Source organism: Porphyromonas uenonis DSM 23387 = JCM 13868, from assembly GCF_000482365.1.
Lineage (GTDB): Bacteria > Bacteroidota > Bacteroidia > Bacteroidales > Porphyromonadaceae > Porphyromonas > Porphyromonas uenonis.
In genome coordinates this window covers 24,341-37,184 of sequence record NZ_AXVC01000025.1, presented here as the reverse complement: position 1 = coordinate 37,184, position 12,844 = coordinate 24,341, and the positions used below count along the sequence as shown (strand labels likewise).

Annotated in this window: 11 protein-coding genes and 1 tRNA gene; 4 read left to right on the top strand and 8 right to left on the bottom strand. The window is 51.3% G+C overall.

Features of this window, described 5'->3' with window-relative positions:
* Positions 1 to 88 precede the first annotated feature (88 nt).
* Positions 89 to 2,020, bottom strand: coding sequence for a peptidase U32 family protein (locus L215_RS0102270; protein WP_025883707.1), 1,932 nt, complete (start codon positions 2,018 to 2,020; stop codon positions 89 to 91).
* Positions 2,021 to 2,032: 12 nt separating this feature from the next.
* Positions 2,033 to 2,692 (bottom strand): uracil phosphoribosyltransferase, encoded by a 660-nt coding sequence (upp, locus tag L215_RS0102265; RefSeq protein WP_025883706.1) that lies wholly within the window; start codon positions 2,690 to 2,692, stop codon positions 2,033 to 2,035.
* A 91-nt stretch (positions 2,693 to 2,783) separates the two neighbouring features.
* Here upp and porT point away from each other — a divergent pair, with 91 nt between their 5' ends.
* Positions 2,784 to 3,548 (top strand): type IX secretion/gliding motility protein PorT/SprT, encoded by a 765-nt coding sequence (gene porT, locus L215_RS0102260; RefSeq protein WP_238296505.1) that lies wholly within the window; start codon positions 2,784 to 2,786, stop codon positions 3,546 to 3,548.
* 146 nt (positions 3,549 to 3,694) lie between these two features.
* Here the strand turns inward: porT and L215_RS0102255 are convergent, their stop codons facing one another.
* Complete coding sequence (locus tag L215_RS0102255) at positions 3,695 to 4,195, bottom strand: DUF3828 domain-containing protein (protein ID WP_161634283.1); 501 nt, start codon at positions 4,193 to 4,195, stop codon at positions 3,695 to 3,697.
* A gap of 385 nt (positions 4,196 to 4,580) precedes the next feature.
* Between L215_RS0102255 and L215_RS0102250 the strand changes: the two genes are divergently transcribed.
* From L215_RS0102250 to L215_RS0102240, 3 genes are all read left to right on the top strand, one after another.
* On the top strand, positions 4,581 to 5,846 hold the full coding sequence (locus tag L215_RS0102250) for a DUF3575 domain-containing protein (protein WP_025883701.1): 1,266 nt from the start codon (positions 4,581 to 4,583) through the stop codon (positions 5,844 to 5,846).
* A 10-nt stretch (positions 5,847 to 5,856) separates the two neighbouring features.
* Positions 5,857 to 6,918, top strand: coding sequence for a DUF6562 domain-containing protein (locus L215_RS0102245; protein ID WP_025883699.1), 1,062 nt, complete (start codon positions 5,857 to 5,859; stop codon positions 6,916 to 6,918).
* A 90-nt stretch (positions 6,919 to 7,008) separates the two neighbouring features.
* A complete protein-coding gene (locus tag L215_RS0102240) occupies positions 7,009 to 8,940 on the top strand; it encodes a DUF6562 domain-containing protein (protein WP_025883698.1) in 1,932 nt (643 codons plus the stop codon).
* A 171-nt stretch (positions 8,941 to 9,111) separates the two neighbouring features.
* On the opposite strand, the gene L215_RS0102235 is transcribed toward L215_RS0102240, so the two are convergent.
* From L215_RS0102235 to udk, 5 genes are all read right to left on the bottom strand, one after another.
* Positions 9,112 to 9,184: transfer RNA gene (locus L215_RS0102235), tRNA-Gly, on the bottom strand.
* Positions 9,185 to 9,404: 220 nt separating this feature from the next.
* A complete protein-coding gene (gene rpsO, locus L215_RS0102230) occupies positions 9,405 to 9,686 on the bottom strand; it encodes a 30S ribosomal protein S15 (protein WP_025883697.1) in 282 nt (93 codons plus the stop codon).
* An 808-nt stretch (positions 9,687 to 10,494) separates the two neighbouring features.
* Positions 10,495 to 11,511, bottom strand: a complete 1,017-nt coding sequence (locus L215_RS0102225) for a L,D-transpeptidase (protein WP_025883847.1) — start codon at positions 11,509 to 11,511, stop codon at positions 10,495 to 10,497.
* Positions 11,512 to 11,522: 11 nt separating this feature from the next.
* A complete protein-coding gene (locus tag L215_RS0102220) occupies positions 11,523 to 12,194 on the bottom strand; it encodes a trimeric intracellular cation channel family protein (RefSeq protein ID WP_025883848.1) in 672 nt (223 codons plus the stop codon).
* A gap of 13 nt (positions 12,195 to 12,207) precedes the next feature.
* A complete protein-coding gene (gene udk / locus L215_RS0102215; protein ID WP_025883849.1) occupies positions 12,208 to 12,843 on the bottom strand; it encodes a uridine kinase in 636 nt (211 codons plus the stop codon).
* Position 12,844: the final 1 nt, after the last annotated feature.

Here is a 12,844-nt window from a genome sequence, read left to right as displayed (position 1 = left end):
GATAAAATGCAGTTTGTGCACCACCGCGAGCATTACATCTCACAGGTGCTACCGCAAAGGTACGAATTTAGAGGTTAGAGATTAGAAGTTAGAGATTAGAGGGGTCTAGCCAGAGGGTCATCATGCAGTGGCGACAGTCGTGGGCGATGCGCAGACGGTCTCGCCCGCGGACTAGGTAGAGTGGCAGTGCGAAGGGTGGCTTGCGACCCGTACGTGTGCAGTAACCGAGCTGATGTAGCAGGCAGTGACGGGTAAACATCACTGGGATAGACCCCTCAGGGCGCTCTACCTCCAGTGCGGGTGCGATAGGACCTGCGACTCCTAGGTGACGGTACAGCTCACGTGCCGATTCGTTGGCCACGTTGTAAGTGAAGTCCAGTGTGTCGGGCAGACCATACCGCTGACGCGCCGTAGGGTCTGACGTGTGAAGTCGGTCTATGCGCTTCTGCTGTAGGGGCTTGCCGATGGCATCTCTGCGCTGCAAAGCTTTCGCAAGGCATTGACGCTGTAGCTCCTCCGAGAGCTCTCGTCGCAGCTCTGCCACGAGTGAAGGCGGGACGAAGAGTCCGTCAAGGCTCAAGGTCACTCGTTTAGCTCGGTATGGCGTATCGCCAAGCTTGCGGAGGGTGCGCTCTATATGCTCCGTATTATCTCGCTGTGCGGGCTCTAGCGTGACTGCACGGCTACGTGTGACCGACATTTCGGGCGCCTCCGTGAGTTGCATCTCTAGGGTGAGTTGATCGGGTGTCGCCTTCAGATGTAGCGTCACGGGCATGGTGCGGGTAGAGGCGTCAGGGCGTAGGAGCTGAGCCTCTAGGAGGTGGTTGAGATTGCGCCAGAGCGTCGCCCCCTGCGGTAGCTCAATCGCCTGAGAAAGTCGCAGGCGATAGCACCCAGCTCGCCTAGCGGGCATCACCTGATTGATCTGCGCTCCGACGAGCTTCTTATCGATCGTGTAGGCGACCACTCCATCGCCATTAGCCAGCTCGATGTCGTCGCTCAGAAGTGCTATCTCGAGCTCCCGTCCTCGGCTCTGGGTCACCGTGCCGATCGGCTGGCCGAGGCTTTTGCTGCTATACGGTGTGATGCTGTCGGTAGGTATTGGCGCCCCGAGGGGCGTATTGTAGGTGGTAAAGGGGCGGGCAAAGGTCGCCTCAGGCAGTGGCGTAAAGGTATACCCCGTCGTGCCCCATGAGGGACGACGCAACTGATCACTACGTCGGGTCAAGATTTCGTCTAGCACCTTACGATAGTGGGCGATGACGTTGCGCACGTAAGGGAGCGCCTTGAGCCGTCCCTCCACCTTGAAGGAGCTGACACCCGCATCAATCATCTCCTCGATGATTTCGGTGCGGTTGAGGTCTCTCAGAGAGAGGAGGTGCTCGCCCTGGCGAAGCTTTTGCCCCTGGGCATCGACGAGATCGTAAGTCATGCGACAGTACTGAGCGCATTGCCCTCTATTGGCGCTGCGCTGTGAGAGCGCTTCGGAGATGAAGCAGCGACCGCTATAGGAGACGCAGAGCGCCCCATGGACGAATGCCTCGAGTCGCAACGGGGTCTTGTCTCGCACCGCTGCGATATCCTGACAGCTCCACTCGCGTGGCAGGACAGCCTGCTCGAAGCCGAGCTCGGAGAGCATCTGTAGCTGCTCTAGCGAATGGTTGTGGCACTGCGTGCTCGCATGTAGTGGGATGGGCGGAAGGTCCTGCGTGAGCAGGCCGAGATCCTGTATGATGAGCGCATCGGCACCCGCCTCGTAGAGTTGATGCGCCAACTCCAAAGCATGAGCTAACTGGCTATCAGTGAGGATCGTATTGAGGGCGACATAGACTCGTGCGGCGTAGGTGTGAGCCGCTTCGCAGAGCTGCCGTATATCCTCCAGCGAGACTCCGACAGCACTCCGAGCACCATACTGAGGAGCGCCTACATAGACCGCGTCGGCACCCGCCGAGAGCGCCACCAGACCACCCTCTAGCGAGGAGGCGGGAGCCAATAGCTCTATGTCACGTAGTGTGGACAATGAAGCGATACCTTAGAGCTTACTACCGAAGGATAGATCGCCCGCATCGCCTAGACCGGGAACGATGTAGGCGTGCTCGTTGAGCGCTGGGTCAATGACACCGACCCATAGCGTGACGGGAGCCTTGTCGTCAAACTGAGAGTGGAGGAAGTCAATAGCCTGTTGGCTAGCCACGATGGCGACCATATGGGTGTGTCGCGGTGTGCCACAGCTCTTGAGGAGCGCCTGCCAGGAGAGGTGCATAGAGCCTCCCGTGGCGAGCATGGGGTCAACGAGGAGTAGCTCTTTGTCGGTCAGGTCTGGCGCAGCGACATACTCGACATGTATGTCAAAGTCTTCATCATCCTTGACCTTGCGATAGGCCGAGATGAAGGCGTTTTCGGCACGATCGAAGAAGTCTAGGAAGCCGTGATGGAGAGGCAGTCCAGCACGTAGGATCGTTGCCACGACCAACTGCTCGTCTAGAACTGCCGTGGGCGCCGTGCCGAGCGGGGTCTCTACGGGACGGGTCTGATAGTGGAGCTGCTTGCTCAGTTCGTAAGCCATGATGTGGCCGATACGCTCTATGTTTGCTCTAAAGCGTAGGGGATCTCTCTGGATCTCTCGGTCTCGTATCTCAGAGATGAAGTGGGTCAGGAGTGAAGGTCTCTCGGATAGATTGTATACCTGCATGAGCTTTACTATGGTTTGGGTGCTTAAATCAGGCAAATATACAATATCTTTGTCGGATAGACGTTTGAATCACGTAGCCAACTACTCTTTTGTGAAGCAAGTCATAAGTACATATCACACCTATTCACTAGGTCGTCGCTACTGGCTGGTGGGGCTCCTGCTCCTGCTGCTGGGGGTGCCGATGGCTACCACGCTCTCTGCGCAGACGGCCCGACCGATGACGCGCCCCTATGCGGATCATAGACGATTTAACTGGGGCTTTCATGTGGGAGCGCATGTGGAGGACCTGATCATTGACAACCTTGGGCCGACGGAGGGGGAGGCGCAGACACTCTATGCGGCTGTGCCGAGCTATAGTCCAGGCTTTAGCGTAGGGGTCATTGCCAACTACAACCCACACATAGACTGGAGTATACGGATCTTGCCGACACTACACTTTGGGGAGCAGCGACTGCTCTTTAAGAACTGGGGCGAGACGAGCGAGGAGACCTTTGAATCGATACCGATGCGCACCAGTCAGATCGAGCTACCACTACTGGTCAAGTACAGCTCCGTACGCTTCAACGATACTCGCCCATACCTCGTGGGGGGCGTCTACGGTTTGCTAAATATGGGGCAGAAGAAAGGGGCTCCCCTGCAATTTGCTCCGCTCTCGGCGGGGTGGACCTTTGGCGTAGGCTGCGACATCTACCTGCGCTACTTCAAGCTCTCGCCTGAGCTACGCTTTGACTTTGGCGTGACCGACCTGATCCGCCACCACCGCCCCGACCTCGACGATGGAGCTAGCCTGCGCTATACCAATGCGCTACGCCGTGGCACTGGGCGCATGATCATGCTCACCTTCTGCTTCGAATAGTCAAGGCTACACAGATGAGACTGTTGACTTTTGCAACAGTCTCACAAATGCTAGCGTCGGGCTTTGGTCACTTACAGAGCCAAAAGAGGGCGTGTCGATTGTCGCAATCGGCACACCCTCTTTTGCTGAGTGATAGACCTGTTGTCTTACTTCAAGACTGAAATGTCGGGATTGCTTGGTATATCAAGGATCTTTAGCTCACCCTTGTCATCATAGCCCACTGTCAGCTGAATGGTCTCCTTGTATCCCTTTAGAGGCTCTACCTCTACTTGGTATAGACCCTCTGACAGCTCCGTGATGGTCAGTGAAGACATGACACTCTTGGCATCAAAGTCCTGAGCATTGATAAACGGATCGTAGTCGATTACTGGCATCTCACCGTCCTTCTCATTTAGCTTTGCATTAAGCTTGTCGCCAAGGGAGTTCGAAATCTCATCGCGGGTCTTGTCATTGACGTAAAGCTCGGTGTAGAGCTTGGTGATAAGGGCTTTAGCCTCCTCGGGGTCAACCCTTGGAGTCGTCTCTTCTTGCGTGGTGACTTCCTGAGTGGAGTCTGCTGCCGCGGTCTCATCGCCTTCCGCCTTCTTGCTGGTACATCCAGCCAAGACGAGAGCGGCAACTGCCAATAGTGCAATAAGTCTTTTCATATTGGTCATGTATAGTTTAGTGTTGATGTAAATGTATCTCTTACCTCTGGTTCACGACAGTGGCTGCCATGGAGTCTCTGCAAAGAAAGACAGTCCTTCGTTGGCAAAGATATCTAATTCGTTTGAAAAACTGAGATACCTAGCCTACATTGCCAGTATGGAAAAAAAAACTATCTTTGCTCCCAGAGTATGACGATTCCGATTCACATCATTCACAGAAGTACGGTTGTATTTTGAAGACAAGACATCGTTTCACGCAAACCGACTGCTAGCAAATAAAGGACGTAGGTTTTACTCATCTCTTTGCTCTAGTTCCAAAGGTTACAAGGAACCTTTATAATTGCCTCCCAGATATCGGCCAAACCTCTATAAGTAAACTTTTCTTATGAGAAGATTCATACTGACAATACTATCTATCCTAGCTCTAGCGGTATCTATCTATGCCCAAAATGATAAGCTAAATCCTATCGTCGGGCGTATGGTGTATCCTAAGCACGTAGTATTCCTTCCAGATAACAAGCCAGACTCCGTCATCGCATACAGCGAGACAGGGCTAGTCCCTATTATCTTTGGGATCGACAAGCATAAATACATACCTTCTCCTGAACTAGACAGTGTGGCTGCTCTCGTTGATCAAGTACTTCAAGACAAGAGAGTCGATTTCCAATATCTATGGATTGGAGGTAGTGCTTCCCCCGAGGGACCAGTGGCACACAATTACGATCTAGGTTTATGGAGATCTGAAATCCTCAAGAACTTTATTCTCGAAAATACCTCTGTGAACCCCACTTTGGTACGCACTCAAAACCTAGCAGAGGACTGGGAGGGATTTCGTAGAGCACTAATCAAGAATAAGGACTATCCCTACAGAGATCGCTTATTAGAAATCATTGATAGTACTTCAGATTGGGATTTGAGAAAAAGGAAGATCCGTGCTATTGACAACGGCAAGACTTGGCATAACCTCATCTACGGACTCTTCACCCCCTTCAGAAATGCTCGCATGGTCATTGTATGCAAAGCTTATGATGTAGAGACTCCTAAGATCCCGCCCATGCCCCCGATGCTCCTTCCGCGCCCCAAAGCAAATATGCTACCAAAGCTAGACGCCTTTTTTCTTCCCTCTGCTGAAACACGTTTCTTCGCCCTTAAAAACAATCTCCTCTTCGATGGAATCCTCGTGGCGAACCTGGGAGTGGAAGTCGAGCTATGGAGAAAGACTTCTCTAGACATTCCCTTTGTGTACTCACCCTACGACATTCGAGTCCCTGATAGGAAGATCAGACTTCTCGGCTCGCAACCAGAATTTAGATACTGGCTCGGACAAAAAGCAGGAGAGGGCCATTTCGTAGGTTTACATGGAGCTCTACTCGGATTCAACATTGCCCTCAACGACAAGGGACGCTACCAAGACCCCAACTATGCACTATGGAATGCGGGCATTGGATACGGATACTCTTGGAACTTTGGTAAAGACAAGAAATGGGCTCTAGAAGCAAACATCGGTGTTGGGTACGCAGATTATATTTACGACTCATACCGGAACTGGCACAATGGAGCCAAATTCAATAGCAATACTCACGAAAGCTACTGGGGCGTAACTAGAGCTGGACTAACCATCATGTACAAGTGGTATACCCCACGCAAATGAAATATAACCGATGAAGTACAGATTATCCATAGCCATAGTAATGGCCCTATCCATTCTCTCTTTTATTTCGTGTGATAGGACCATACACGAGTACCCTATACCTGACAAATCTCTAGTAATCTTAGAGTTTAATGCAGATAGGACTCCTCCTCCTTACTACAAAAAGGTGGTTTTCGATGAGAAATACAACTCGAAAGTAATCAAGCTTAACGAGACTCCATCACTACCTTACGAGCTAGGGGAAGGGTATCAGATGAGAATTACTGCCGAAATCTATGACGAAGCAGGAAATGTCGTGGAACGAAGGGTAGTCACTCAGCCTTACAACGCTCTTCCCCCACAGGACACGATACATGTGTATCTACCTCAGGGGAAGTACAAGGTTGCAGCCTTTGCCGATTACATTAAGGCGAATGACATCAAGGACTGGCACTACCTCACATCAGATCTCACGCACATTGGCACAGACCTCTCGACCTATCCACAGAATGCGCACTTGAGAAGTTGCGCAGTCGGGACCGAAGACTTCATCATAGACTATACCCTAACGCCAGAGGGATACCCAGCCTCTGCAGCCGATGCCCATAGAGTGATTAGAGATCGTAAGATACCTATATACATGGAGAGGCCTAACGCTCGCTATTGGCTTAGAGCTATCGACTACGGAGACTACCTACTCTCTGGCAGTAATATCGAGGATATCACAGTAAAGATTATCTATACCCAATTCGCTGCCGTCGGATATAATGTACCTGAGCGCAGACCTAATAAGTTTGGGGTGAACTACAGCGTGAACGTCAAACCAGAGATATACGTCTCTTCTGACCATAAAACTGTTTCGCTGGCGCTAGACTATATATTCACCTCTTGGAGCGAAGAGAATGTCGTTGTTGCGGACTTCTATATTTATGACCACAACAAAGAAATCAGCCACATAAAAGGCGTACACATCCCTCTCCTAAGGAACCATGAGACGCTACTTGAGGGGTATTTCCTGACCAAGAGCTTCGGAAAAGACGATGGTATAAAGATCGATGAAGATTTCGACGGAGAATTTGTTATCAAGATATAAGCAAGCGGAAATACTAGGAAATCTTTTCTCTGACGACACAAAGGAAGAGTCCCAATCACATATCATAAACCAACAATTAACAGTAGCAGTATGAATCAAAGAATCAAGTTTTTCCTGGCTTCTCTAGCTATCCTCCTGATCGGAGCTTCATGCCAGAGGAATGACCAGCTAGACAGCAATGATCCGGGTAAAGTAGTTATCAAGCTATCTCTCCCCGAAGACATGCAGGCCCTCCGTGCCTCCGCCAATAGCTCTAGTGCCAAGGGTGGTATCACTAACGTAGACATGTCGCAATACGACATCCGATACAAGCTCGCTGTCTACAACGATAACGGCGAGAGTGTCATTGCGCCTTTAGTCAAGACCGTAGACTCCTACGAGGAGATCACTTATGAGCTACGACTAACACCCAATAGAAAATACAAGTTCGTAGTCTGGGCGGACTTCGTCAAGCAAGGTGAGACCGCCGACCTTCACTACAACACCACCGACTTCACAAACATCACTTGCCTCGATGAAGCTAACAAGCAGCTGAACGACGAGTCTCGCGATGCTTATTGGATCACTAAGGACATAAATGTTGGTACGACGGCTATTAACGAGACGCTCGTACTACGCCGTCCCTTCTCTAAGATCCGCGTCGTTACTACAGACTGGGGGCTAGTTCCTGCTGACAAGCCGGACTACTTCTCTATCCAGTACTATGGCGCAGATTGTAAGAGATTCAACTCTATGAACCTCCTGACGGGCGCCTCTACGGGCACTCCTCTCACGGCGAAGGATGATGCAGGCATCATCACCTACGATGTCAATATAGACAAGGACAAGAAAGACTACATGCTCGGTTATGACTCTGATGAGCACAACCGCACCATGACCGTAGACTACCTAATGACTGACCAGTCTGAGCAGACACCTCTTCACGTAGTCTTCACGGCTAAAAAGGGTGGCAAAGACGGACAGCTTATCTCAACCTACGACTTCGCAGTCAATGTACCTATCCAGCGTAACTACCTAACCACCCTCATGGGTAACCTCCTAACGACTGCAACTAGTATCAAGGTGCTTATCGAAGAGAACTTTATTGAGGAGTACAACAATCATCAGTCTTGGTTTGCTCCTCAAGGAGTAACTTCCAAGAAGCCCGCAATTACCACCAGTGAGGTGGGTGGTAAAACAATCAAGACCTATCACATCACCAATCGTGAAGAGCTGATGTGGGTCGCTGATAACCCTAAAGAGCTAGGTGCTAATAAAGTCTTCAAGCTCGAGTCGGACATTGACATGAATGGTATTGACTGGTACCCCATCGGGCCTCGCGATGGTGCTTTTGGTGGTCCCTGCGGAACATTCGATGGAAACGGCCATACCCTACGTAACTTCAGTGTTCAGAAATTCCTCTTCAAGACCAGTGGCTTCTTCAAGAGAGAGCAACAAACAGGGGTCTTTGGGGTTTGGTATGGAGACATCAAGAATCTAACCTTCGAAAACATCACGATCAATGGTCTCGAAGGCGTAACGGTGGAGACTGGAAAGAAACATAGTGAGTCGGCTTACTTTGCCGGATGTGTTGGATACTTCTCTGGAAATCTAGAGAACGTACATGCTAAAAACGTTTTCATTAAGGGGGCTAACAGCTTCCTCAAGACCCAGAATGTGGGAGGACTCGTCGGATATACGAATCCCGATAAGCCTTTCGTATTCAAGAAGTGTAGTGTGACAAATATCACAATTCAGGCAAAGGGCTCCCAAATCGGAGGTATGGTTGGATCTCTAAATAAGAACCATACACTAACCGAGTGTACAGCTAACTACGTCAGCCTACGTGTCAATGGTTCGTCTACGACAAACATCGCAGGACTGGTCGGAGACATCGCTGATGCTACTGGGGTGAAGTTCGAAAAATGTAAAGTCGACAATGTTGAATTCCTCAAGTATGACGGGACAACGAATTCGGACTATGCTCCTACAGATCCTCTCTACGGGTCATCTAGAAAAGGTACTCCAACCATAGAGAACTAGTTCGATCCTGAGACTTGGTCTCACATATTTACTGAGAGGCGACCCTGCTCTTCGGAGCAGAGTCGCCTCTCTTTTGTATGATGGGCATACTATACAAACAAGATAAGCGTAGGAGCTAGGCTCACTACGCTTATCTGTTCTTACTCTAAACCAATATCTTTCGTATCGAAGAGCGGAAGACGGGACTCGAACCCGCGACCCCAACCTTGGCAAGGTTGTGCTCTACCAACTGAGCTACTTCCGCATATCGGACACCCCCCTCTTATATCAGCCTCCCTTGTATGTCGTGAGTCTACTGACTCAAAACCCTTTCAGAGCCATCGCTCTTCCTAACCAGCAAAGGGTGATAAAGGGTGTCCTGCCGATTTGTGAGTACAAAGGTACGAAAACTTTTTGAATCTGCAATAGCCTCGGAGGATTTATTTGTCGAATCTCCTCTTCTAGCTATTGACAGGAAGCTCGCCTTAGAACTTCGTCGCGTGACGAATGCCTAGGTCGGCGATGAGCTTACGATAGCGCTCGATATCCTTCTTAGCGAGGTAGTCGAGTAGACGACGACGCTTACCAACGAGCATCTTCAGGCTACGTGACGTAGAGAAGTCCTTCTTATTCTCCTTAAGGTGCTCCGTAAGGTGCTGGATACGATAGGTAAAGAGAGCTACCTGGCTCTCGACACTTCCAGTGTCTTGTGCAGAGGCTCCGTACTGTGCGAAGATCTCTTGCTTCTTGGTACTGTCTAGGTACATCTTGTTATGAGGTTATTTGTGAGACATTCATATCATCCTCGCCACCCAATGCCCCACCTCGATGGGGCGACAATGAGTACGACGATGTATTTCGCCTGCAAAGGTACAAATAATATTTTACCCCACAAGCCGGACCTCCGCGACGGTCAGGGCTGACGCATTAAGAGACTGTTGCAAAAGTCAACAGTCTCACAATCTTGCTTGCAAGATTGTCCTGACTTTGCAGAAAGGATGAGGCGCAAGGCGCTGAGGGTAAGGTCTGAAGGGAGCATACCTCCGTATGTGACTGTTGCAAAAGTCAACAGTCTCACAATCTTGCTTGCAAGATTGTCCTGACTTTGCAGAAAGGATGAAGCGCAAGGCGCTGAGGGTGAGGTCTGAAGGGAGCATACCTCCGTATGTGACCGAAGCCGAATCCCGAAAGCAACGCAGCGATTCGCCTTTCTGCAACAGTCTCATTAAAAATGAGCTCGTTTCATTTCCCACCTAGGAAATGACCAAATAGTCCCGTGGATATTTCTGATTTCCTACCTAGGAAATGGGCAAATTCTTCGGACTTATTTTTTGATTCCTCCGAAGTTTCATTTGATTCCTCCGAAGAATTTTTTATTTCCTAGGTAGCTATTGGACCAATTCCTAGGTAGCTATTGGGCCAATTCCTAGGTAGGAATTCCATTCTTCGGGAGGAGGGCGTAATCAGAGAGGTCCCGTAACCACTCTGTAGTGATGCTCGAACCGTGTATCCCCAGTTATCGTCAAGCGTAGTTCCTAGACGGCTGGTTGTAAGGCGTCAGCCCTGCCGCAACGGTCACTCGATCACGACGACAAGCGTGGCAAGCGCGGGACAGTTGTCGTAGACAAACTTAGCGTGTGAGCTGGCGTTGCGGACGCACATGTGGGAGCGGGGCGTGGTGCCAAGAGACGGGCTGTACTCGACGATCCGACCCTTGGGATTGTTTACGGGGACACCATGTATATAGGCTCCGCAAGTGAAGCGACTAGCCCACGGGGCAAAGCCAGCGATGCGGCTGGAACCGTCACTGGTGTAAAACATCTTAGGCTTCTTCTCCTGTAGGAGGAAGATGCCCAAGGGTGTCTCCTTGGCGTGAGGGGGCTTGTGGCGTCCCGTCGTGGCGGGGTTGATGCTCCGCACGAGGTAGTGCGCTGGTGCCTGACGCTCCAGCACAATGATGTGTTGGTTCTTGCGATCCACTACGACAACGTGCGAGAAGGTGACATCACGCTTCAAGAGCTTGACATAGCGCTTAGGTACATACCAGTCAGCCTCGGGAGACTCAACTCGCCCTTGCCAAAACTCACTGCCCAGTGTGTCAGTCATCGCTATGAGCGTCCCGTCACGACCATAAAGCTCTGGCTTGTTGGTGTCTGTGGGTGCGTAGAGGGGCACCGACTGATAGCGCTCCACGCCGAGCGAGTCGGAGACTAGCCTGTAGCTATCACGAGACCACACTTTCGTGAGGGGAGCTTCGCCGTTTAGGTTCTTATAGTTTTGCAGGACGCCCCACTGATGAGGTTCTGCCTGTAGCTGCTCTATGCGGAGGAGCTGCTCTCGTATCTGATCCCACTGAATGGTTCGCGTCTCCTCCTTATATTCATAGGAATCCTCGAGCGTATATTTGTCAAAGGAGAGCTCTCGGTCAATGACGATCTGCTCAGCCGTAAGCTCAGGCTGAGGCTCAGCTACGACCGTGTCTGCAGCTGTAATCGTATCCACATTTGTCACCTCGGCACTGCTATCCGTGGAGGGCTGGCAAGCCAGTAAGAGGGTTAGGGCAAGCGGTAAGAAGGTCATAATGTTTTTCATAAGAGTGTAAGTTAGTTGGAGCTATCGATCCCTTTGAGCTGAGGCAAGTGCCAGTGATAGTGCACCGCCAGGATGCGTATCAGGATGACCATGCCAGCCGATATGAGCTGTGCGTAGACCGTATCTATAGGTACGAAGCGAAGCATCAGTGTGTAGATGACGCCTCCAGCGATGCAGGCCAGGGCGTAAATGTCTTGTCGGCAGATGAGTGGAGTCACGTTGAGGATGATGTCTCGCAGTAGTCCCCCGAAGGAGCCGGTCACCGTACCCATGATGACCGCCACCCAGCTGGGGAAGCCCATGGCGAGCGTCTTGTCCACACCCACCACCATAAAGAGTCCCAGTCCGATAGCGTCAAAGATAAAGACTGTCGGCGCTGTGCGGATCAAGATCTTCCTAAAGATATATACGTAGAGCAGCGCCACAAAGGTGATGATCAGATAGGAGGGCTGGAGCATCCAGAAGGGGGTCGCCCCGAGGAAGAGGTCGCGTAGCGTACCTCCGCCCACAGCGGTCGTGACTCCCAGCACGTAGGCGCCAAACCAGTCCATCTGCTTGGTCGATGCCAAGCGGATCCCGGAGATGGCGAAGGCGAAGGTCCCGACGAAGTCTAGAATACTCGTGACCGTCACCTCAGACCACGTGAGAGTTGAGAGGTCAAAGCCTGATATCTGGTCCAACATCTATCCTCTATCTCTAATGCTTAGCTCTTGAGGAGAGTAGCGAGCGCACATTGTCTATGAGCAGACGTACGGCAACGGAGTTGAAGCCTCCCTCGGGAATGATCAAGTCGGCGTAGCGTCGTGAAGGCTCGACAAACTGCTGGTGCATCGGCTTGACCGTCGTGAGATACTGCTCGATGACTGAGTCGACACTACGTCCTCGCTCCTTGACGTCACGCTGTATACGACGTGCTAGGCGCACATCGTCGTCCGTCTGCACGTAGATCTTGACATCCATCAGGTCGCGCAGCTCTTCATTCTCAAAGATCAAGATGCCGTCAATGATCAGCACGCAAGGCGGATCTATGGTGACCGTCTCGGGGATGCGGTTGTGATTGACAAAGGAGTAGACGGGGCGCTCCACGCTATGCCCCTCGCAGAGCTGGCTAATCTGCTCGCACATAAGCTTCGTGTCGAAGGCGTCGGGGTGGTCGTAGTTAAGCTTAGCACGCTGCTCCAGAGGCAGCTCGTCGTGCGCCCTGTAATAGTAGTCGTGGCTGAGGACTACGACATCCTCATCAGCAAAGGTCTCTTGCAGACGGCGCACCAGGGTACTCTTGCCCGAGGCGGTCCCGCCCGCTACGCCTATGATAATCGGTTTGTGCTTCATA